The 24,352-nt window shown below is 33.1% G+C and carries 21 protein-coding genes; all 21 read left to right on the plus strand.

What is annotated here, in order from left to right:
* The first annotated feature begins 1,007 nt into the window (after positions 1-1,007).
* Positions 1,008-1,802, plus strand: a complete 795-nt coding sequence (locus tag JF259_RS07260; RefSeq protein ID WP_199114648.1) for a polysaccharide biosynthesis/export family protein — start codon at positions 1,008-1,010, stop codon at positions 1,800-1,802.
* Between the two features lie 4 nt (positions 1,803-1,806).
* Entirely contained in the window at positions 1,807-4,281 is a 2,475-nt protein-coding gene (locus JF259_RS07265) for an exopolysaccharide transport family protein (RefSeq protein WP_199114649.1), read from the plus strand.
* 723 nt (positions 4,282-5,004) lie between these two features.
* Positions 5,005-5,868 (plus strand): ABC transporter permease, encoded by an 864-nt coding sequence (locus tag JF259_RS07270; protein WP_199114650.1) that lies wholly within the window; start codon positions 5,005-5,007, stop codon positions 5,866-5,868.
* A gap of 256 nt (positions 5,869-6,124) precedes the next feature.
* A complete protein-coding gene (locus JF259_RS07275; RefSeq protein WP_199114651.1) occupies positions 6,125-7,384 on the plus strand; it encodes an ABC transporter ATP-binding protein in 1,260 nt (419 codons plus the stop codon).
* Positions 7,385-8,458 carry a DegT/DnrJ/EryC1/StrS family aminotransferase gene (locus tag JF259_RS07280; protein ID WP_199114652.1) on the plus strand — a complete coding sequence of 358 codons (1,074 nt, stop codon included), beginning with the start codon at positions 7,385-7,387 and terminating at the stop codon, positions 8,456-8,458.
* Positions 8,458-9,162, plus strand: a complete 705-nt coding sequence (locus tag JF259_RS07285) for a WbqC family protein (protein ID WP_199114653.1) — start codon at positions 8,458-8,460, stop codon at positions 9,160-9,162. The genes JF259_RS07280 and JF259_RS07285 overlap by 1 nt, the downstream gene beginning before the upstream one ends.
* Positions 9,163-9,200: 38 nt before the next feature.
* A complete protein-coding gene (locus JF259_RS07290) occupies positions 9,201-9,758 on the plus strand; it encodes a GNAT family N-acetyltransferase (protein WP_199114654.1) in 558 nt (185 codons plus the stop codon).
* Entirely contained in the window at positions 9,755-10,705 is a 951-nt protein-coding gene (locus JF259_RS07295; RefSeq protein WP_199114655.1) for a glycosyltransferase, read from the plus strand. Before JF259_RS07290 ends, JF259_RS07295 begins: the two co-directional genes overlap by 4 nt.
* Positions 10,706-10,709: 4 nt before the next feature.
* Positions 10,710-11,918 (plus strand): glycosyltransferase family 4 protein, encoded by a 1,209-nt coding sequence (locus JF259_RS07300; protein ID WP_199114656.1) that lies wholly within the window; start codon positions 10,710-10,712, stop codon positions 11,916-11,918.
* Positions 11,915-12,850: a glycosyltransferase family 2 protein gene (locus JF259_RS07305; RefSeq protein WP_233164151.1), complete on the plus strand. Its 936-nt coding sequence runs from the start codon at positions 11,915-11,917 to the stop codon at positions 12,848-12,850. Before JF259_RS07300 ends, JF259_RS07305 begins: the two co-directional genes overlap by 4 nt.
* Positions 12,851-12,885: 35 nt before the next feature.
* A complete protein-coding gene (locus JF259_RS07310) occupies positions 12,886-13,791 on the plus strand; it encodes a glycosyltransferase family 2 protein (RefSeq protein ID WP_199114657.1) in 906 nt (301 codons plus the stop codon).
* A complete protein-coding gene (locus JF259_RS07315) occupies positions 13,788-14,546 on the plus strand; it encodes a glycosyltransferase domain-containing protein (RefSeq protein WP_199114658.1) in 759 nt (252 codons plus the stop codon). The genes JF259_RS07310 and JF259_RS07315 overlap by 4 nt, the downstream gene beginning before the upstream one ends.
* The gene (locus tag JF259_RS07320) at positions 14,543-15,409 is read left to right on the plus strand and encodes a glycosyltransferase family 2 protein (protein ID WP_199114659.1); all 867 of its coding nucleotides are present in this window, start codon (positions 14,543-14,545) and stop codon (positions 15,407-15,409) included. Before JF259_RS07315 ends, JF259_RS07320 begins: the two co-directional genes overlap by 4 nt.
* A complete protein-coding gene (locus JF259_RS07325; protein ID WP_199114660.1) occupies positions 15,402-16,319 on the plus strand; it encodes a glycosyltransferase family 2 protein in 918 nt (305 codons plus the stop codon). The genes JF259_RS07320 and JF259_RS07325 overlap by 8 nt, the downstream gene beginning before the upstream one ends.
* Positions 16,320-16,343: 24 nt before the next feature.
* Positions 16,344-17,645, plus strand: a complete 1,302-nt coding sequence (locus tag JF259_RS07330; protein ID WP_199114661.1) for an RraA family protein — start codon at positions 16,344-16,346, stop codon at positions 17,643-17,645.
* Between the two features lie 62 nt (positions 17,646-17,707).
* Positions 17,708-19,081: a hypothetical protein gene (locus tag JF259_RS07335; RefSeq protein ID WP_199114662.1), complete on the plus strand. Its 1,374-nt coding sequence runs from the start codon at positions 17,708-17,710 to the stop codon at positions 19,079-19,081.
* Positions 19,082-19,359: 278 nt separating this feature from the next.
* Complete coding sequence (locus JF259_RS07340; RefSeq protein ID WP_199114663.1) at positions 19,360-20,454, plus strand: glycoside hydrolase family 99-like domain-containing protein; 1,095 nt, start codon at positions 19,360-19,362, stop codon at positions 20,452-20,454.
* Positions 20,441-21,391, plus strand: a complete 951-nt coding sequence (locus JF259_RS07345) for a glycosyltransferase family 2 protein (protein WP_199114664.1) — start codon at positions 20,441-20,443, stop codon at positions 21,389-21,391. Before JF259_RS07340 ends, JF259_RS07345 begins: the two co-directional genes overlap by 14 nt.
* Complete coding sequence (locus JF259_RS07350) at positions 21,360-22,388, plus strand: glycosyltransferase family 4 protein (protein ID WP_199114665.1); 1,029 nt, start codon at positions 21,360-21,362, stop codon at positions 22,386-22,388. The genes JF259_RS07345 and JF259_RS07350 overlap by 32 nt, the downstream gene beginning before the upstream one ends.
* The gene (locus JF259_RS07355) at positions 22,381-23,325 is read left to right on the plus strand and encodes a glycosyltransferase family 2 protein (RefSeq protein WP_199114666.1); all 945 of its coding nucleotides are present in this window, start codon (positions 22,381-22,383) and stop codon (positions 23,323-23,325) included. Before JF259_RS07350 ends, JF259_RS07355 begins: the two co-directional genes overlap by 8 nt.
* Complete coding sequence (locus JF259_RS07360; RefSeq protein WP_199114667.1) at positions 23,326-24,351, plus strand: glycosyltransferase family 4 protein; 1,026 nt, start codon at positions 23,326-23,328, stop codon at positions 24,349-24,351.
* The last annotated feature ends 1 nt before the right edge of the window (position 24,352 follow it).

Raw genomic sequence — 24,352 nt, forward strand, 5'->3', positions numbered from 1 at the left:
CACGCTCCGTTCTGGATGACAGAAGCGGTTTGTTGGGTAGTAAATAACAATAATCAACAATTAATCGTCAATTCATAGGTTCTAGGTTTCAAGTTAAAAGTTAAAAGTTAAAAGTTATGGAGTTATGAGGTTATGTAGTTATGTAGTTGTGGGGTTATGCAGTTGTCAAGTCTTGAAATTAGAGGTCAAAGGCGAAAAGTGAAAAGATCCAAGTTTCAAGCAAAAAGCAAAAAGCAAAAAGTTAAAAGTGAAAAGTTGTGAACCAACAACCACTAGTCAATAGTCAATAGTCAATACCCAATACCCATTACCCAATAATCAATCGTTAATTCATAGGTTTTGGGTTCTAGGTTTCAAGTTTAAAGTTAAAAGTTTAAAGTTATGAGGTTATGAGGTTATGTTGTTATCTAGTTATGTAGTTATGTAGTTATGTAGTTGTGGGGTTATACAGTTGTCAATTCATGAAATTAGAGGTCAAAGGCAAAAAGCAAAAAGTTAAAAGTTAAAAGTTAAAAGTTAAAAGTGAAAAGTTGGAAGAGGGAAGCTGGAAGTTAGGAGACGGGAGACGGAAGGTTAAAAAGTTTAATGTCATTCAGAGGAAGACTAGCAGCCGACCGAAGAATCTGTTATTTGAGAGTGAGATTCTTCACTGCACTGCGTTACGTTCTGAATGACAATTGGAAGTTAGGGGTTAAAAAGTTTAATGTCATTCAGAGGAAGGCTAGCAGGCGACTGAAGAATCTGTTATTTGAGAGTGAGATTCTTCACTGCACTGCGTTACGTTCTGAATGACAATTGGAAGTTAGGGGTTAAAAAGTTTAATGTCATTCAGAGGAAGACTAGTTACCGACTGAAGCATCTGTTGATTGGGAGTTGGTTTTTTCATTGCGTTGGGCTCTTAAAAACAGAATTTAGCATTTTAACCTTGGTTTTTCACCACGCATCGCCCACTACGCCTAATAAATAAAAAAAATATGTAGCTTTGTGAATAATCAATCAGTCTTCTTATGCAAAGGCCCTTTTTAATTGCTATCCTACTTATTAGTGTGTTTTGTGTATCGTGCATTCCATATAAGGACACGCTGTATTTACAGAATAAAGAGCAGGCAACCGATTCAACAAACGTACTGGTAGAACAACAAAAGCCGTATCGGGTACAGATTAACGATATATTGAACATACGTATTAAGGTGACCGACCAGGACAATGTACAAATATTCAATCCTATTGGGGAAGGAAATTTAAACGCTACAGCCGGCGAACGTGCCTATTTCGATGGGTTTACGGTAGATCTGCACGGGAATATCCGTATTCCGGAATTGGGTAAGCTTAATGTATTGGGGTATACCACCGAGGCTATCGAGCAAAAGATCAAGGAGAAACTCCTGGCAGAGCAGTTCAAGGAAACGGCTAATATTTTTGTGACGGTTAAATTAACGGGCTTACGCTTTACAACCTATGGTGAAATAAATGGTAGGGGAACAAAAACATTGTATCAGGATCGTGTCAATATTTTTGAGGCCATTGCCAATGCCGGTGATATACCCGATACGGGCAACAAAAAAGATGTCTTGATTATTAGGCAGTACCCACAGGGACAAAAGATACACCATATTGACCTAACGGATGTTAATGTTATGCAATCGCCTTATTACTATATCCAGCCTAACGATATGATCTATGTAAAGCCTTTAAAGCAAAAGGCTTGGGGCACGGGTACAACGGCCCTACAAAACATAGGCGCTATAGCGACTGTGTTGTCTTTGGTAACGACCTCTATTTTATTATTTCAACGTATCTAAGCCTATGTCGTATAACGAATTTGAAGATCTCGACCATATAGAATCCAAGGGGATGACCTTCGATTTTAAAGGTTTTTTATTTAAGGTCCTACATTTGTGGAAGCTTATCTTTTTAAGTATTGGGGTGGCACTGGTTATTGCTTATTCCATTAATGTTCGGAAGCAAAATGTGTATCGTTTGGGCGCTTTAATCTCCATAGAAAATGACCAGAATCCCTTTTTTACGGCCAATACCAGTATATCTTTTAATTGGGGCGGTGTGTCAGGAAAAGTAGGAAAGATAATAACGACTTTAGGGACTCGCCGTCATAACGAGCTGGTGGTCGATTCGTTGCAGTATTACATGCAGTACCTGGTACAGGGCAAGTACCGCAAAGAGGATATATACAAACGCGCACCTTTTTATGTAGAACTAGACAAGACCAAAGGCCAATTGTTGGGGATGCCTATTGGAATCCGTTTTTTAAATGACAGTATATATGAGGTGTTTGGCGAATTCGAATCGCCTATGGGAACGGTGCAACGTTATGGAGACAAATCGAAAGATCAGGTGGTGTTACCGGTAGGCGCTTTTAAGCAGCAGTTTCGTGTTGGCGATCTGGTACAACTCCCATTTTTAAACCTTCACTTGTATAAACGCCCTGGGTGTACTATTGTTCCCGAATCTGAGTATTACCTGCAGTTCTTAAATTTTGACGGCATGGTCCATTCGTATTCGCGGGCGGTGAGTGCTGCTCCCAGTTCTAGGACCAGTTCGGTACTTCACTTGGGTATGAATGGAACTAACAAAGCCAAGATTGTCGATTATTTAAATACAACGGTTGCTATACTAAGTCAAACCGAATTGCGGCTTAAGAATTTGTACGCGACCAATACCATTAAATTTATTGATAGTAGTTTGGCGGCAGTGAATGTGAAGTTAAAAGATGTAAACGATGAGATGAATAGTTTTAGGAAGCAAAGCCGGGTATTTGATGTGGATGCGGAAGTTGCAAATGTTTCATCAAAACTTAAGGATTTTGATGTCGATAAGGAAGGCATTCAAAACAAACTCAAATATTTGGATCTTTTAGATAATTATTTGCGTACCAAAACCGATTATAGCCATATTGCAGCGCCTACCTCGGTGGGTATTGAGGAAGGGAATATTCTAGCTAGTGTCGGTAAAATTACTGCGTTAGCAATAGAACGGCAAAATCTAGAAGCGACCACCAAAGAGGGATCCAGTTTGTTTAAGGAATTGGACAGCCGGATCGATGCCGAAAAGAATGTGTTGTTTGAGATTATTGCTGCTACTACAAATACTTTGGGAATTCAGTTACAGACCATCAACCGTCAAATCGCGAAAATGGAAGCTAAACTAAGTGATTTGCCAGAAGAGCAACAGCAATACCTTAAGATTCAACGTAAATTAGATTTAAGTCAGGAAGCTTATAATGTGTATTTGGCCAAGCGCAGTGAAGCGGCTATAGTGAAAGCAGCTAATGTGTCGGATATTTCGATTATCGATGAGGCTAAAGACATAGGTAATCCACCTATTGGGCCGAATAAAAGCTTAAACTATATGTTGGCTTTAATGGTTGGCTTCATGGCGCCATTGGTCCTTATTTTTGTGGTCTTTTTACTGGATACCACCATTCACGGATCCGATGAGGTGGAGCGTTTGTCCAGTATTCCTATTTTAGGGCTGGTAGGGAAGTATAATTACAAGAATAACCTAGTTGTTTTTGAGAAACCCAAGTCTGCGGTTGCAGAATCGTTTCGGGCCATTCGTTCCAGTCTTCAGTTTTTTTATAAAAAACAAGAATATAATAAGGCTTTGGGACGTACCTTAATGATAACCTCTTCGGTGAGTGGGGAAGGGAAAACCTTTTGTTCTATTAATGTTGCCACGGCCTATGCCTTGTCGGGGAAGAAAACCATTTTACTGGGATTGGATTTACGTAAACCCAAGATATTTAATGACTTTAATATCGAAAATGACCATGGGGTCGTAAACTACTTGATGGGCGAAAAAGCGTTTGATGAGGTGTTGAACACTACGCATATATCTAATTTGGACGTGGTTACCTCGGGTCCCATACCACCAAACCCCTCGGAATTGTTAATGGGGAGCGATCTGACGGAATTAATAGACCGGCTACGGGAGTCTTACGATATGATTGTACTGGATACCCCGCCCTTAGGCTTGGTAACGGATGCTTTGGAGTTGTCTAATTACGCCGATACAACGCTTTTTGTGATCCGACTGGATTATACCAAAAAGGGTATGCTGCAACTCGTCAATGCCAAGTACCGTAATGGTGAGCTTAAAAACATTAGTTTTATACTCAACTTCTATAAGCATAAAACGAACCAAAATTATGGCTATGGTTATGGCTACGGCTATGGTTACGGCTATGGGGTATATGGGGAGGCTTACCATCAGTCCGATAAAAAGAAAGGGCTTTTGGCCAGGTTGCGTAAATGGGTGTCGTAAGTTAGAAGTTTAGAAAAGTTTCAAGTTTCAAGTTTTAGGTTTTAAGTTTTAAGTTTGGAGGTCTCAAATTTCAAGTTATAAATTTAAGAACTAATTAATAATCAATAGACAATAATCAATAGCCAATCACCAACAACCAATAGCCAATCACCAACAACCAACAACCAACAACCAGAAACCAACAACCAGCAACCAGCAACCAATCGTCAATAATCAATCTTAAGTTGTCATTCAGAGGAAGGCTTGCAGCCGACCGAAGAATCTGTTATTTGAGAGTGAGATTCTTCACTGCACTGCGTTACGTTCTGAATGACAGAGGCGGTTTGTCGGGCAGTCTATAACCAACAACCAATAGCCAACAGCCAACAACTAATAGCTAATAGCTAATAGCCAATCACCAACAACCAGCAACCAGCAACCAACAACCAGCAACTAGCAACCAACAACCAACAACCAACAATCAGCAACCAACAACCAACAACCAACAACCAGCAACCAACAACCAGCAACTAGCAACTAGCAACCAACAACCAGCAACTAGCAACCAACAACCGGCAACCAGCAACCAGCAACTAGCAACCAACAACCAGCAACCAACAACCAATCGTCAATCCTCAATCAAAAGAGTATTAATTCTTTAGATATGCATGTTCCGACTTCGGTTTACAGACAAACTTTAAACTATATTGAGTATATTAGCCCTGAACTTAAAACCCCAAAATATTGAACCGTTCCAGTGATGATACTTGGTTGTATACCATCTCTTCAAAGCGTAAGTTGATAGACTTTAATTTTAGAGAACTATGGCGGTATCGGGATTTGCTGTTTTTATTTGTGAAACGCGATGTTGTTACGGTATATAAGCAAACCATATTGGGCCCCTTATGGTATTTAATACAGCCTTTATTTACTGCGCTTACCTTTACTTTAATATTTAATAAGGTAGCCAATATAGAAACGGGAACTGTACCGCCCTTTTTGTTCAATTTGGCAGGGATTTCTGTTTGGAATTATTTTAAGAATTGTTTACAGGCTACTTCTGATACTTTTCGCAGCAATGCGGGTATTTTTAGTAAGGTCTATTTTCCACGCCTTATTTCGCCTTTATCGGTTGTTATTTCAAACCTGATTAAGTTTGGTATTCAATTACTTATTTTTATAGGGTTTTATGTGTATTATTATACACAAGGTGCAGCTGTGTCGCTAAATAGTACTTTGGTATTTTTTCCGGTTTTAATAATTTTAATGGGATTGCTTGGATTGGGGCTTGGTATGGTTATATCGTCGATGGTTACCAAATATAGGGACTTAAAATACCTGCTTAATTTTGGCGTACAGTTGCTTATGTATACATCGGCTGTTATGTATCCGTTGGCATTGATGCGCGAAAAATTACCACGATTTGCCTGGTTGGTAGAGTATAACCCTATGGCTTATGTTATAGAAGCTGCACGGTATATGCTATTGAGTACGGGAACCCTTTCAGTAAATGGTATTGTTTATACAGCAATAGTTACAATGTCAATTTTGTTTATAGGATTGGTTGTTTTTAACAAGACAGAGAAAAGTTTTATAGATACGGTTTGAAAGGTCTGGGAGTTATGGAGTGATGGGGTTAAGGGAGGCTTAGCATGGTAGTGAGGGGCTGAACCCTCCGACTAAATGCTGTGCATTTAGCCACCTCCCTTAGGTTTAAGGGAGGAGTTTTTTGTGTTGGAGGGTTTTCGTGGGGTTGGCCTAATAAAGTGTACCCTTAGGTTTAAGGGAGGAGATTTTTGTGTTGGAGGGTTTTCGTGGGGTTGGCTTAATAAAGTATAATTAAAATAAAATGTAAAGAATAGCGATGGGCGTTATTTTAAAAGCGGAACATATAAGTAAACAATACCGTTTGGGAGTCATTGGAACGGGAAGCTTAAAGGACGACCTTACGCGTTGGTGGTATCGTATACAGGGTAAGGAGGATCCTTTTTTAAAGGTAGGGGCTGTTAATGATCGTAGTACACAAGCCGATAGCGATTATGTATGGGCTTTACAGGATATTAGTTTTGAAGTACAGCAAGGCGAAGTGTTAGGGATTATTGGAAAGAATGGTGCAGGCAAGTCCACGCTTTTAAAAATATTGTCCCGCGTTACCGCTCCTACCACTGGAAGTATTAAGACGAAAGGGCGTATCGCCTCTTTATTGGAAGTAGGTACTGGATTTCATCCGGAATTGACCGGACGCGAGAATATTTACTTGAATGGGGTTATTTTAGGAATGACCAAAGCCGAGATAGCAGGTAAAGAGGCCGAGATTATTGACTTTAGTGGCTGTGCTCGTTATATTGATACACCTGTTAAGCGGTATAGTAGTGGGATGCGGGTGCGATTAGCTTTTGCGGTAGCGGCTTTTTTAGAACCCGATATTTTGGTTATTGATGAGGTGTTGGCGGTAGGAGATGCCGAATTTCAGAAAAAAGCCATTGGTAAAATGCAGGATATAAGCAAAGGTGAGGGGCGTACCGTATTGTTTGTGAGTCATAATATGGCCGCTGTGAAGAGTTTGTGTACCAGAGCGATGGTTTTAGTTAATGGGCATATAGCTTTTGAAGGAAGTACCGATGCCGCTGTTAGCCTTTATTTAAAAGGCGGGGCAGAAATATTTAATAACAAGACTTTTGGAGCAGATTATGATCAAGACATTTTTACCTTGCAAAGTATTTGTGCGAAAAACAAAGTAAAATCTGCTAATGAACCTATTGTAGAGGATGCCGAAATTGAATTACTTACTGATATTTTGATTAAAACTGAAGAAACTGAGCGATATCATATCACTTATCATTTGGTGAATGAATTGGGAGTCCCGATGTTTTCATTTTCGAATACGGATGTCTCTTTAAGAACAGGACGTAATTTGTTAAGCTGTTATTTTCCAAATGGATTTTTACAATCGGGACAATATTTTTTGTCTTTATATATTGTTGAGGATAGGCATCATGCTATTTTTATAGAGAAAGATATTTACAGTTTTGTTGTTGTGGATGCTCCAAGAAGACTTGGAGTTTACATGGGGAGAGAACCCGGATATATTAAGCCTCAATTTACTTGGGAAAACAGAGAATAGATGATTAACGTAACCAAAACTTTTTTACCGCCACAGGAAGAATATCAGGCTATTTTAAAGCGTGCCTGGGATGCCGGGTGGTTGACTAATCGTGGTGTTTTGGTAAGAGAACTGGAGGCCAAATTAAAGGCTTATTTAGGAGTTTCCAATATACTGGCGACTACTAATGGTACACTTCCATTGCAAATCGCTATTAAAGCTTTAGGTTTAAGCGGAGAGATCATCACTACGCCATTTAGCTATGTAGCTACTACGTCCAGTATTGTTTGGGAGGGCTGTACCCCTGTATTTGTAGACATTCACCCTGAGTATTTAACCATCGATGAAACTAAAATTGAAGCTGCTATTACTTCAAAGACTAGTGCTATTTTAGCGACCCATGTATTTGGAAATCCGTGTCATGTTGAGGCCATACAGGTTATAGCCGATAAATACAATTTAAAAGTGATTTATGACGGTGCTCATGCCTTTGGGGTAACTTATAAAGGACAATCGTTATTTAATTATGGAGATATAAGTACTTGTAGCTTTCATGCCACAAAAGTGTTTCATACAGGAGAAGGTGGGGCTTTGTTTTGTAAATCTAGTGCTCAATTGAAAAAGTTGCTCTATTGTCATAATTTTGGACATGATGGACCAGAAAATTTTCTGGGCCTTGGTATAAACGCCAAAATTAGTGAATTACAGGGGGCTATGGGCTTGGCAGTATTGCCCTATATGAAAGCTATTTTAGAGGCCAGAAAGGCTGTTGCCGACATGTATGACGATGCTTTTCATGGTAAGGCATTACAAAAGTTGAAATTACGGGACGATACTCAATGGAATTATGGGTATTACCCTGTTGTTTTTAAATCTGAAGCGGCGTTGCTTAAAGTTAAGAAGGCATTAGAGGCTGAGCAAATATTTGCAAGAAGATATTTTTTCCCAGGTTTAAATCATTTACCTTATCTTAAGAAATTGAAATTTGAGGTTTCTGATATTGTTTCAACTCGCATTTTATGTTTACCCATGTTTCATGATTTACAAAAAAAAGAATTAGAAAAAATAACTAGTATAGTTTTGCATATTATTTAATGAAAGTAGCTATCATGCAACCATATTTTTTTCCTTATGTTGGTTATTTTCAACTAATAGATGCTGTTGATACCTTTGTTTTTTATGATGATGTGAATTTTATCAAGAAAGGGTTTATAAATAGAAATTCAATTCTATTAGATGGACGAGCTTATAAATTTATGATACCCTGTAAGAAGTTAAGTCAGAATAAAATGATAAAGGAGACGTATATTGATTTAAGTGATTCAATAATAAAAAAGATGCTAAAAACATTTAAGCATGCATATCATGATGCTCCATTTTATAATCAAACAATTGAAATAATCAAAAGAGTATTTTTTAGCAATTGCAAATCAGTTTCAGAGATAGCCATTTTAAGCGTAAAATCTATTTGTGATTATTTGGAAATTGATAAAAATTGGAAAATAAGTTCATTGCATCATAATGCTTCTATTGGGTTAGAACGTGAAGCAAGAATTATTGATATCACTAAAAAAGAATTTGGGGATGTTTATATAAATATGGAAAGTGGTAAAGAGTTGTATGATAATAAAATATTTAAGCATAATAATATACGATTAAATTTTCTTTGTCCTAAATTAAAAAATTACAAACAGTCAAGTGAGCAATTCATTCCGAGTTTATCCATTATTGATGTATTAATGTTCAACAAGCCTAAAGTGGTTAAGGAAATGCTTAAAGCATATAGGATAGATTCTTAAAAACTTAAATAAATATTTTAAAAAGATGATAATAACATATGAATATACTAGGTAAAAAAGTGACTTTAAGGGCTATAGAAGAGGAGGATTTAGAATTGTTACATAAATGGTCCAATGATCCAGAAATTTGGTATATGCTAGGAGGATGGCATTTTCCAATAGGAAAAAAAGATCAAAGAAAATGGTACGAAAATTTAGGGCCTAATACTTTAAACCAAAGGTTTGCAATCGATACTGAAGTTCATGGCTTAATAGGTACTGTAAGTTTAGTTGATATTGATTGGAAAAACAAGCATGCTTTTGCTGGTCTTCAATTAGGAGATAAAGATACTAGAGGCAAGGGGTATGGTATAGACACATTTATGGCAATTCAAAAATATGCTTTTGAAGAATTGGGATTGGAGCGGCTGGATGGAACCGTTATAGAGTATAATGTTCCAGGATTGGGGTTTATTACAAAACATTGTGGTTGGAAAGAAGAGGGAAGGCAGCGTAATTGGTACTTCAGAAAAAACCGGTTTTGGGATAGAATTATTGTAGGGGTTACAAGGGAAGATTATTTTGAATTAGTAAATAAAAACAAATATTGGGATTGAAAATTGAATCATCTTCTTATTGTTTGATTGACCAAACAGATTCAAATTGTCTAGTTTGTGTGGCAATGCTAGCTTACAATCAGGAGAAGTATATTGTAGAGGCTTTAGAAAGCGTTCTTAGTCAAAATGTAGATTTTCAATATAAAATAATAGTTGCCGATGATGCATCTACAGATGGCACGAGGAATATTTTAAAAACATATCAGGAAAAATACCCTAATTTATTTAAATTATTATTACAAAATGAAAATGTAGGGGTAAGACAAAATAACATTGATTTGTTAAGTAATGTTGAAGGTGAGTATGTTGCAGCGTTAGAAGGAGATGATTATTGGGTAGACTCAAACAAACTTCAAAGACAGGTGAATTTTTTGAAGAATAACTTAGAATATAGTTTTTGCTGGACGAGATTCAAGACTTTACATCAGGATTCGAGAAAGTTTGATTTAGATCATAATATTAAATATTTTAAAATCAATCAAACTGAAATTGATTTTGATTTTGAAAAACTTTATAGGGGATGGCAAATAGGTACTCAGACCTTAGTTTACAGAAGACGAAGTTTTAATATTGGTTTGGCTGGAAAGTATCAGTTGTTTAGAGATATTCATATAATTGTAGAGCTGTTAAATAAAGGAAAGGGAGCTTGTTTAAATTTTATTGGAGCTGTTTATAGGCTACATGACGGAGGAGTGTACTCTTCACTATCCAGATTAGGTAGACATAAAAAAAGCTTTGAATGTTACAAAGAATTGTATTTATCTAATAAATCTAATATTTTTCTAAAAAAAAAATATATCAAATCTTATAAGAATTTTATACAAGCCAATATTATGGAAGCGCATTTTTTGAAAGCGCTAAAATTCAGTGCTAAATTATTATTGATCAATTATTCTATTTTGGACTTTTTAAAGCATATTCGCCGAATCTATAAAGCTATGGGGTAATTTTATGAAAATAGGTGTGGTTACAGGTAGTTTCCCGGAGGTATCAGAAACTTTTGTTGTTAATCAAATAAATTCATTAAAAACATTTGGACATGATGTAAGTGTTTTTTGTTTTAAAATGGATGTAGCTAATTCATGTTTTGATGCTTTTGATTTAATAGAAGAAGCTATTGTGTTGAATTGGAAAAGCTTCATGCCTGCAACTATATTTAAAAAATTTTTTCTTATAAAATTAATTTTAATTAAGGCTTTATTACGCGGTGTGTTTATAGATTTGTTTTTTTCATTATTTTTTAAAAAAGGAAAAATTGTAAATACTCATAATTTTTTTAAACAATATTTTAAGTATTACTTTAAAATACAAAATTACAGCATATTGCATATTCACTTTGGCACTAATGCTGTTAACATGATTGAACAAATAAAAGCTTTTAATAAAAAAACTATAGTAACCTTTCATGGGTATGATGCCCACAATTATAGTGAACATTTTTATAAAACGTTATTTAATCAACCGAATGTTTTTTTTACTGTAAATACGAATTATGTTAAGAAACGCATAGTGGCATTAGGAGCTAGTAATTCTAAAATAAGCATTCTTCCTATGGGTTTAGATACAGATTATTTTAAACCTAAAGTAAAGAAGAACAGTAAAGTTTTTAATCTTTTATTCGTAGGTAGACTTATCCCCTTAAAAGCACCTTTGATGTCTATAAAAATTGTACATAGATTAAAATTAGAACTTCAAAGACAGGTTTGTTTTCATATTGTTGGTGATGGTTCAGAAATGGAAGTGTGTAAAGCATATGTTTCTGATCATAATTTAGAGAGTAATGTTGTTTTCCATGGTTCAAAACCACAAGATTATATAAAGCAATTAATGGAGCAAAGTGATGTATTTCTATTTCCTGGAATTATTGATCAGAATGGCAGGTGTGAGGCACAAGGCCTAGTTATACAAGAAGCTCAGTCTATGAAATTACCTGTGGTAATATCGGACGTTGGAGGTATGAAAGAAGGAGTTGTTGATGGCGAATCAGGGTTTGTAGTTACAGAAAAGAACCTTGAAGAGTTTGTAAAAAAAATAGTGTTTTTAATTGAACATGAAGAGGTGAGAAAAAAAATGGGAGAAATAGGCAGAGAATTTGTTAAACAACATTATGACTCTACTTTTTTACACAAAAAATGGTTAGAAATTTATAGTGAATTATGAGTATGTTGGTTTCCATTATTATACCAACCTATAATAGAGCGGCTTTAATAGGTGAAACATTACTATCAATCCAAAATCAGACTTATGTCCATTGGGAATGTTTGGTCATTGATGATGGTAGTACTGATAATACTGAGCAAGTGGTGCAAGGTTTTCAAATTAGAGATTCCAGAATACAATTTTTCAGAAGACCTCAAAACAAACCCAAAGGAGCTAATGCATGCAGAAATTACGGTTTAAAAATAAGTAAAGGAGAATATATAAATTGGTTTGATAGTGATGATTTAATGCATGAGAATAAGATTGAACTTCAAATTTCAAAGTTGATTGAATCTAAATCTAATTTTTGCATTTGTAAAACGGCAAAATTCAAAAATAATTGTTCTAATGTTATTGGTGTTCTTAGAACTCACCCTACATCAAATGATGTTTTTGAGAAGTTTTTAATGAAAAGAAATATTTGGCTAACTCAAGCTCCACTTTTCAAAAAAGAGTTTTTAATAAATTTTGGATTAAAGTTCGATGAAGATTTGCAAGCCGCTCAAGAATGGGAATTTTTCAGTAGAGTTTTACACTATGATAAAGATTATAGTTTTGTAAATCAAGTATTAGTGTTTTTTAGGAATCATGAAGAAAGTATGTCTTCGCAAAGAAATGCTAATGTGCTTTGGAATTATTTTTTAGCAAGAAAAAAGATATATATTTTATTTGGTAATGGTTTGAGCATTAAAGCGCAAACCTATTTTTTTAATTATTTTACTGAGTCGTATTACAATATGCTCAGTAAAAATGACTATATCAAAGCTAAAGCAGTATATAAATATATCAAGAATCTCTTTAATTTATCATTTATAGAAAAATGTTACCTTAAATTAGCATATGTGTCTTTTAAGTGTTTTGGAAAAGGTTATTTAATTATTAAAAAAATCTAAACGCTTAGTGTAATTCAATCAACATAAGTTTTTTAATGTCAGACAATAATTTAGTATCCATAATAATACCTGCATACAATAGGGCTCATCTTATAAGTAACACGCTAAAGTCTATCCAAAAGCAAACACATACTAATTGGGAGTGTATTGTGATTGATGATGGTTCTTCAGATAATACTTTAGAAATATTAAGAGATTATAATCTAAAGGATTCAAGGTTTGTTGTTTTGTTTAGACCCGAAACCAAACTTAAAGGAGCAAATACTTGCAGAAATTTGGGGCTTCAAAAGGCTAAAGGAGATTATATTATGTTTTTTGATAGTGACGATTTAATGGCTCCAAATCATCTAGAGGTAAAGATAAAAGCTTTACAAAGTGGAGATTATCACTTTGTGGTGGCGCAATCCCGTTATTTAAATAATGAAGAATTAAACAAGACCTTGGCGAACCAGTACCAATTTACCACTAAGGACATCACGCCCATTAATTATATTACCCATAAAATAAATTGGTTAACCTGTGATACACTTATGAAATCAAACCTAGCTAAACAAGTGAGGTTTAATGAAAGTTTAATGTCTGGACAGGAATACAATTATTTTTGTAAAATTATCCTATTGAGGGAAAACGGTATTTTTATTGAAGAAGTGGTTACCTTAATAAGATACCATAAAGCGTCTATTAGGGGAAGGTTACGGGGCAGTAAACGCAAAACTTATTTAGGTTATTTTTTCACCTATTGGAATACGTATTTAGAAGTTAAAGATGAAGCTCCTAAAACAGCAAGAAGCTTTTTAGTTTATCGCTGCTTTAGATTGTTAGGCAAACTCCCCTTAAAAGAAAGATTGTTAGAGAGAGGCATTATTAAAGCTATTTTAATTGAATTTGGAGCTAAAGGATTTTATTATTTAATTATGTTATATTCAAAAAGAATTATATGAAAATAGCAGTTTATACCGCTAATTTTGGAGGTAAGGATGAGCTACTAACGCCTTTAAACTATGTGGATGGTAGTGATATTAGCTTTTACTTATTTACTGATACAGATATAAGTGTTTTTCCATATAAAACTATAATAAAGCCATTAATTTTTAAAGATATTTCAAAGAATGCTTTTTACTACAAGCATATGGGTGACCCTCTATTAAAAGCATATGACGTTCTAATATGGCACGATTCTAACATTCAATTAGTTTTTGATAAATTACCTAACCTAATTGAATTAGCGGAAAATTCTTTTTTAACCATGTATGTGCATCCCGATCGTGATGATTTTTATAGTGAGGCTATGACCAGCATTAGAATAAACAAAGATTTTTCATTGCGCATTTTAAGACAGGCTTTAATATATTTTTTTAACGGTATGCCAGCTCACTTTGGGATGTACGCCTCTGGGATTTTAATTAAAAACCAAAACATTGATTCGGGAAATTTTTATCCGTTTTGGTGGGAGCAGACCTTAAAGTATAGTCGTAGAGATCAGTTATCTATTGTCTATGTTATTCATAAAACAGGTCAAAAGATAAAAAGCATTAAAGGAAATGTTTTTAAGAATATCTATTCTATATATCATTCTCATAAGTACGATTATTACATTGAAAGCAGGGATATAATGAGATATAATTACAGCATTTTAAAAAAATTAGCTTTCTTTGGTGTTAAGCTATTACGTAAATTAAGAAAAATAATGCAATGAAACACCTTGTCTCCATATGCATACCTACTTATAACGGCGAAGCTTATTTAGACCAAGCTTTACATTCTGCTATTGTTCAAACCTATTCAAATATTGAAATTATTGTCTCTGATGATGCTTCGCTGGATGGAACCCTAAAAATTGTTGAAACTTATAAACAAAAGACCAATATTCCTATAAGTGTTTATAATCATAAGCCACAAGGTATTGGGGCTAATTGGAATAATTGTGTAAAGCAAGCAAAAGGCGATTATATTAAATTTTTATTTCAAGACGACATTTTAGAACCTACATGTATAGATAAAATGATGCAATTGGCATTAACAAATCCCAAAATTGGACTGGTATATTGTAAGCGCCGATTTCTATATGATACGCTTACGCCTCAATTAAAAGAATATATTTCTTTTTATGGTAATTTACATAGTTACTGGCAAGATTTAACAGTTGAGCAGGGTGTTATGCCTGGAGTATGTTACCTAAAGGATAAAGAATTTTTAAATAGTCCCAAGAATAAGATAGGCGAACCCACTGTTGTGTTGATAAAAAAAACCGTTTTTGATACCATTGGATTTTTTAATGAAAAGCTAGAGCAAACTTTAGATTGTGATTATTGGTATCGGCTTATGACGTATTACGAGGTTGGATTTATTGATGCTGTGTTGGTGGGGTTTCGGCTGCATGACCAACAAGCAAGTTATTTGAATAAAGCAAGGCAGCTAAATGAAACGTCCTTACTCTATTTTCAATATTACAAACACGTGTTTTGGCAGTTGCATTGGAAGAATCGCTGGAAATTACTTAAATTGTACCAGCCCATCATTAAAGCTTTAGTAGGGATAAAACGTTTATTGTATGCCTAAACCCAAGCCCCTTGTTTCCATTTTATTGCCTGTTTATAATGGGGAGTGTACCTTAAAGGCAACATTGGAAAGTTTGCTTGCTCAAACCCATGGGCATTTTGAACTCTTGATAGGTATTGATGGGACACAGGATGATTCTAAGGTTATAGCGGAGGCCTTTCGGGATAAGCGGATTCGGATCATTGAACATCCTGTTAATTTGGGACTGGCCAATAACCTGAATGCGCTTATGGGGTATATAGCTCCCGAAGCCATCTATATCGCCATGGCGGAACAGGACGATGTGTATGTACCGGAGCGATTGCAATGGCAGCTAGAGGTGATGCGACAACATCCTAAAGTGGGGTTGGTATCGGGAATAGCTGAGTTTGTTAGTGATACACAAGCTAAACAATTCCCTGGTATTTTAGTGTATGGTCAATCGTTTCCGCAAGGAGTCGAATTGTTTAAGTATTTGTACATTAATCAATTAAAGGTAGTTAATACCTGTATGATGTTCCGCAGGGCAACACATGTTAATAATAACCTGAGTTTTAGAAATACTTATGGTAATTTTAATGTGGACTGGGATTATGTTTTGCGATTCGCATTAATCTCCCAGGTGTATGGAATTCCAAAGGTGTTGGTGCATATGGATAGGAGTTCTAAACGAAGCTCGGTAACGACCAACAAATGGGGGCAATTTAGAGCTTCTCGACAATTGATTAGTGATTTTAAAAACGAATTTCCAAAACTAGTTAGCCTTACTGATTATAAAGCCGCTCTAAAGATGTGTCGTAAAATAGAATTGGGGTATCGAAATAAATGGGCTATAGTTTTTTTGGGGTTGTATTATACATTCTTGTATCTTGACTCATATTTTGTGAAATATGTTTATGCAAGATTAAAACAATATGTAAGAAATTATTGAGTTTAATTAAATATTGAATTTTTAATGAAAATAGTTGCTTTTTTACCGGCCAAAGGAAATAGTGATAGGATTGAGAATAAAAATGTTAAAATACTTGATGGGAAACCACTTTTTTTGAGACAACTGGAAAAATTAGTTGCATGTGATTTTATAGATGAAGTATACTTAGATACTGAGTCGGATTTTATAATCGATTTGGCTAGTGAGGTGGATTGTAGGATTCTAAGAAGAGACCCTGCATTAGCTAGTAATGTGATAGATGGTCATAAATTGTTTTATAACGAAGTTAGTCAGGTTGAAGCGGACGTTTATATTCAATTACTAGCTACAAGTCCATTTATTAAAATTGAAACTATTAAGAAGGGGTTGGATATTTTGACTCAAAATGAAAGTTATGATTCTGTTGTCTTAATTAAGAAGGAGAAACAATACACTTGGAATCCTAAAACTTTTAAAACAAACTATGATATTGATAATATTCCCAATAGTTATGAATTACCAGATACAATATTGGAAACAATGGGGTTGTATATGGTAAAGAATAGAACAGCACACACTTTGAAAAAGAGAATTGGTGTTAAACCATTTCTTTTAGAAGCTGAACCTATAGAAGCCATAGACGTTAATTATCCAAAAGATTTTATACTTGCAAATTATATTGCAGCAGGAATTAGAGAAAATGAAAGAAGTTTATTTAGAAATTTATCTCATTTATTGTCATCTCCTATTTTGTCTGATATTTTTGATGATTTAGGTATTGATAACCAAATAATATCTGGTTTAATGACTAATTTGGATGGGCGAAAACTATTAGGAAGGGCAAAAACATTGAAAATAAAAAAGAAAGATGAAGATGATTTAGGTTCAATTTATGATGCATTACTAACTTATGAAACTATTGTTCCAAATGATATAATTGTAGTGGAAAATGAAGTGCCTCAATATGCTTATTTTGGTGAATTAAATGCTAATTTGGCAATTCGTTCAGGGGCAATTGGAGCAATAATTGGAGGTAATACTAGAGATATTGATGAAGTGAAAAAGTTACAATTTCCAGTTTTTTCAAAAGGCTATAATTGTCAGGATATTAAGCATAAAGGAACAGTGAAAGATTTTAATAAGAAAATATGTATTGAAAAAGTTTTTATATGTCCGAATGATTTGATTTTTGCAGATAATCAAGGTATTGTTGTTATCCCTCAAGATTATGAAGATAAAGTTTTAAAAATTGCAATAGATATTCTAAAAAAGGAGAACATAATTGTATCTGAAGTAGCTGAAGGTATAAAAATTAATGAAATTAGAAATAGATATGGGGATTTTTAATGCTCATATAAATTGGAGCTAGCTTAATTTTTATAATTTAACATTTGGTGTAAGAAGTTGATATGATTGTAGGTAAAGGATATAAAAAAAAAGTTAGTGCTATTTGGAAAAAATGGCTAAAAGTGAATCAATCGGGGCTGAATTTTGGAAGAGTAATGGCAAATCAAATTTTTTACGCATGTCATTATGATAATCAATTTTCAACTGTTTCTAAAAACAAAATAATCAAAGTTTTAGCGAAACTTTTAAAAGCGGTTGTTTTTACGAAATTGGAAACACCATTTCATTTTGAAAATACAGGCAAATCAATTTTGTTTTTTCATCAAGAAGATAATAGAAGGGATTATCAACAGCAGTGTAATTATGTCTTAGATCAATTAGTAGTTAATTATGAAATAACTGAAATAACTGTTGATAAAAATAAAAAGAATAAAAATGCGATTAGGATGAAACATTCTTTTAAGAAAATTATTCTTTTATTTAAACTGTTCTTTTATACATACTCGAGTAAAAATTATTATACTTCCAATGGTATTCATAGAAACTTAAATTTTTATGTTATTTCATTGTATTATTACGACTATTATTTTCGTCTTCTAGAGATTTTGAAAGATTATGAAATAAAACTTCTTATTACATTCTGCGATGTAAAAGAGTATGCAAACATATTGACACAGGCTTGTATTAGATTAAATGTTATAACAATAACCCAACAACATGCTTTATATATAAGTGTGAATAAAAATAATTATTCACAAGTAGTTTTAAATTATAAAAACCTGATATCTAGTTATTTGTTGGCTTGGGGAAAAGGTATTAATAAGCAATGGAAAGCTACTAATTTTGATTTTAGTAAAATTGTTTATGCAGGTAGTAACCTTCCGGGTCACATTCGAAGTGTAAAGGTTAAAGGTATAAGTTTACCACTTATAAAAAAGTTTGGAGTTATTTTAAGTGCGGAATATTGGAGGAAAACGAATATGGAAATTTTGAAGATTGCTTACCAATTTTCAATTGAAAGAGAATATAAATTTGAAATTTTATTTCACCCTACTAACGATATTGGGTATTATAGGGATAAACTTGATTTTATTGAGGATAAGCACTATTTTCAAGGTATAAATAATCCGGATAATTTTATTATAGATAAACAGTTTTTAGTTTGTAACACAACAAGTCTTTATTTACGATGTTTAGTGAATAATAGGAAATGTTTTAGGTTTAAGGACGAGAATTTTATTGATATTGGAGGAGTAGATGAAGATATTTTTAAAAATTTAGATGACTTAAAAAAACTTTGTTTCGATGGTATGTTTTTTAAAAATGATGATTATGAAAAAATAAATTCTGTTCTTGCATTTCACTATGGCAATGAGGAAATGGGGTATGAAAAAGCCATAGAAAGAATTTTAAAAAAGGAAAATATTAGTATTTAATTTTTTTAGACCAAATACTAATAAATAATAAGAACTGATAGATTAATTTAAAGTTTTTATAAGACATCGTATAATCTAATGATAGGGATTTTTTATAGAATTTTTTCAACAAAACGGTTTTGTCTATGTTGTAATCAATGTTCTATGTTTATTAACAAAAATTAATGGTAGACAGATTATTTGAGTTTCAGTGATTGTAAATTTGCACAAAGATTTTTAATTGTTTATTTAGAATGGAATATCTCGAAATAATTGTTGCCTAAGAAATTAGATAATTTATGAAAATTAGATCAATAGCATTTGTTTTACCACAGTTTCATCCAATTCCAGAAAATGATTTGTGGTGGGGCAAAGGATTTACGGATTGGACAAATGTTATTAAGGCAGAACCACTTTTTAAAGGACATTATCAACCTCGCATACCTACAATGCTGGGGTATTATGATTTAAGACAAGAAGTTGCTAGGGAAGCTCAAGCTAATTTGGCAAAGAAATATGGTATTTATGGGTTCTGTTACTATCATTATTGGTTTAATAGTAAACGGCTGCTAAATTATCCAATAGATGAAATGTTGAGACTTAAGAAGCCTGATATACCATTTATGTTATGTTGGGCTAATGAAAATTGGACTAGGCGTTGGGACGGAAAAGATCAAGATATCTTAATAAAACAAAATTACAGTTCTGATGATGATAAAGACCATATAAGATGGTTGTGTAAATTTGTTTTTACAGATAAACGTTATATTAAAGTAAATGATTGTCCTGTATTTATTGTTTACAGAGATGAACTATTACCAAATGCAAAAGAAACAGCAAATATTTGGCGAGAAATAGCTGTCAAGGAGTTTGGTTTTAAGGGGTTGTATTTATGCACCACGGAAAGCTTTAGGAATGTTAAGGACCCTTCATTGATAAATTTTGATGCTTCCATTGAGTTCGCTCCTCATCAGTTAATACGACATAAATTAAAAGAGTCATTTTTCAATAAAATATGTTGTAAGTTAAAGATAAAAAAAAGAGAGGTGTTAAATAAACGAGATTATCGCAAAGCAGTTGATTTGAGTTTAAAAAGAAAAATCCCTAGCTATAAACTTTACAGATGTGTGTCTCCGTCATTTGATAATACAGCTAGAAAAAACACAAATGGGGTAATTGTGGTGAAAAGTTCTCCTAGGCAGTACTATAGGTGGCTAAAGGGGATAGTATATAGTTTTCGTAAATATTCAGAAGACGAGAACTTTCTTTTTATAAATGCGATGAATGAATGGGCGGAAGGAAATCATTTGGAACCTTGTAAAAAATATGGGTTAAGTTATTTAAGGTTAACTAACAAAGCTCTAAAAAAAACAGCAGAAGTTGGAAGTAAATAATAATTTGTTATCTGATAATTTAAAATCTTTAAAGTTATCTGTAATTATATTAAATTATAATAGTTCTATTGACACCTTGGAACTTTATAGAAGTTTAACTAGATTTAATTTAAGTTTTCTAAACATTTTTATTATAGATAACAATTCAAAAACAAAAGACCTTTTGTTTTTGAAACAAAACATTCCACAAAAAAATCTTTTACAAAACGATAAAAATTTGGGATATGGCGGCGGTAATAAAATAGGGATAGAAATCGCGCGTCAAAAAAAAATTAATTATGCCCTTTTATTAAATCCTGATATAAGATTAGAAAAGGAAACTTTAATTCATTTATTAAAATTAATTTCTAGTAATGAAGAGATTGCTGCTGTTGGACCAAGAATTTGTTTTCGAGATACTCCAGATATTATTTATTCAGATGGAGGTTTGGTAAATACTGAAAAGGGGTTTGAATCGTCCCATATTAATTATAAAAAGAACAAAAAAGAAGTAAACGTAAAACAAAGGTTTGATATTGATTATGTTAATGGTAGCTGTTTGATGATAAACATAAAAGCATTGCATAAAATTGGGGTTTTATTGGATACTTTTTTTATGTATTACGAGGAGACAGAATGGTGTTTAAGAGCTAAGAGTCTCGGTTATAAGATTTGTGTAGATAGTAAAGTAGAGGCTTTTCATGAAACAAGTCAGAAAAAAAAGAATTATTACTTTTATATGACACGTAACAGAATTTTGATAGCAAAACGATTTAATCATAAGTATTTTAAAACGGTTAAAATTGTTTTAAAGAATCTTTTAAAAGAGTTCAAGAAGACAATCATTGTTAAAGGTTATAAATCACCCTATTTATATTATAAAGTAAAAGGTTTTTTTGCAGGGTTATTATTTAGAATAGAAAAGTATGAAGGTTTTTCTCCCGTTCGGAAAAAATAGTAATAACTATATAGAAGAGATAAATGCTTATTTTAAGGGGGACTTTGTTTATGGAAGTTATAGGGACTATAAACAAGAATATAATATTGTAAATATACACTGGCCTGAAGCTCTATTTGAATGGCAAGATGTTTCGGATAAAGATTTGGTTGAACTGGAAAAAAATATTAAACAATGGAAGCAATATTCCAAGATAGTTTATACCAGGCATAATAGAGAACCTCATAACAAGGGCATAAAAAATATTAAAGCTCTTTATGTAATTATTTTAAAGTATTGTGATGGCATTATCCATTTAGGTGATTTTAGCCTGCGAGAACTTTTAAAGAACTATCCTAAATACAAGGCTAAAATCAATGCAGTTATTCCACACCCGCTGTACCTCAAGAATAAAAAATATATAACCCAAGAACAAGCTAGGGAAAAATTTTCAATAAAAGTAGATGCTAAAGTAGTATTGGTGTTTGGTAATATAAGGACTAAAGAAGAGAAAAAATTGATATTAAAGGCTTTTAATAAGTTAAAAACTGACAATAAATTATTGTTAGTTTCTAGAATGCCTTACTTTTTAGAGGGGGTGCCTTCATGGCGACTTAAGATTTTAATGAAACAGATAGTGAGATTTTATTACGGATTGTTTTCGAAGTATAAGTTTTTTTATGATTTTGTTAAACAGGAAGATATACCGTATTTTGTTAGTGCTGCCGATATAGTTTTTGTTCCAAGAATAAAGCATTTAAATTCAGGAAATGTGTATTTGGGATTTTCTTATAATAAACCGATAGTGGGGCCTGCAGTTGGTAATATAAAAGAAGTTTTAAATAATGATTTTAACTATTTATTTGATCCAAAAAATATTAAATCTGTCACAAATGCTTTGGAAAAAGGGCTTAAAGAAGATATAAGTATTGTCCATGAAAAGGTTTACAAAGAGAATCTTCCCAATTTAGTAGCCAAAAAATATTTTGAATTCTTTTTAAAAGTATTACATGGGTAAAGATTTTTTGGTTTCAGTTATTATTCCAACATACAACAGAGCACATTTGTTGGGTGAAACACTGCAATCTGTTTTAAACCAAAGTTATGAGTTTTGGGAATGTATAATAGTTGATGATGGTAGTACAGATAATACCCGGGAAGAAGTTTTAAAATTTTGTAATTTAGATAATAGATTTAGTTATTATGTAAGGCCAGATAGTTATTTGAAAGGAGCAAATACTTGTAGGAAATATGGTTTTGAACTTAGTAAAGGGCTATATATAAATTGGCTTGATAGTGATGATGTTTTAATAAATGACAAATTAGAGAAGCAGATAAGAGTCTTAGAAAAACAAGATAAAAGTGTTTGCGTATCTAATGCCGAATTTTTTGATCAAATACCAAATGATTGCCCTGAAAATCTCTGGTCTGACAAGCTAATAGTTGACAATGTTAAGGATGCTTTGGTCTTGCAAAAAGTAAGATGGGCAACCGGAGCCCTTTTATGGAAAAGGGATGTAGTGCATATTAATAATTGGAAAGAGGGATTACAAGGTGGTCAGGAATGGCTTTTTAATATATTATCAGCCTTTTATTTACAGGAGTCAGACTTTTGTTTTTTAGATGAGACTGTATTGTTTGTAAGAAATTCCAATGAATCAATAACCCGAGATGCATCGTTGGTGTTTAGGTTTAATAATTATCTATTAGCAAGAATTTTATTGTTGGAACATTTATTTGATGTGAGAAAGCCTGAGTTCTATAAGTATTTTAATAGGACTTATTTGTTTTCACTAAAATATATCAAGTTGTTGGCATCAAAAGGCCGTTTTAAATTTATTTTTCGGTTAAGTCGATTAATTTATAAATATTCTAAGCCGTTTTTTTTAAAATTTTGGTTTGGGCTATTCTTTTATGCGATTTTTAAAAAAGATTATTTTTTAAAAGGAATCTAAATGGGAAACAAGATTTATATTTTATATAAAGAATGGTCTCGTCATGGTAAATATTCAGGCTATCAACGAGTTGTGAGTTATATGAGTTTGAAGGTGAAATGGCCTAGAGTATTTGCATTACCTTATTCTCTAGCTAATTATTTAAAGAAAAAAACAAAACTTGTAAATTATAGAAGCGAGACTATTTTAAAAGAGTTGTTTATTTTATTTAGGATTTTTAACAAAAAAACAGTATTTGTTTTGTATGGCGATATGGATTACTATTTTTTGCATTATTTAAAACAGTTTCCATTTAATCTGAGAAAGAATAAATTAATAGCGACCTTTCATCATCCGCCTTATGAGTTAGAAAAGCGTTTGCAGTATAACAGAAAAGAAGTGCTTGGCGCTTTAGATAAAATAATTGTTATGGGGCCTAATCAAATCCCATTTTTAAAGAAGTATACTGATGCCGATATTAAGTTTATTCCACATGGTATTGATACGCATTTTTTCACACCTGATAATCGTGTAACAAGAAGCAATTCAATTTTGATTTTTGGTGTCTCACACAGGGATCATGTCCGGAATATAGCAGTTATTAAAAAGGTAAATGAATTGAACCTACCGGTTACATTTGTTATAGTGATGCCTAAAGCGGAATCGGAGATATATGCGGATGCAAAGAATACTGAGATTATTTATGATATGATCGATGATGAACAACTCTTGTATTACTACCGTTCTTGTAAGGGCGTTTTGCTATCTCTGATAGATTGTACAGCTTCTAATACTATATTGGAAGCCTTAAGTACGGGATGTCCTTTAATTGTTAACAGGGTGGGAGCTGTCGATAACTATATACCAGAATCGGCTAATATTCCAATGTTTAATACCGGAGATATAGAGGGTACGGCAAGGTATATTAAAAGGTTGATCGATGATGCTGTTTATTTAGAGCGTATTGCCCATTTGCAACGCGTATTGGCTTTAAGGTATGATTGGAAAAATATAGTACAAGAAACCAAAAACTTTATATTTAATTGAT

The sequence above is a fragment of the Snuella sedimenti genome (assembly GCF_016428595.1).
GTDB classification, from domain to species: domain Bacteria; phylum Bacteroidota; class Bacteroidia; order Flavobacteriales; family Flavobacteriaceae; genus Snuella; species Snuella sedimenti.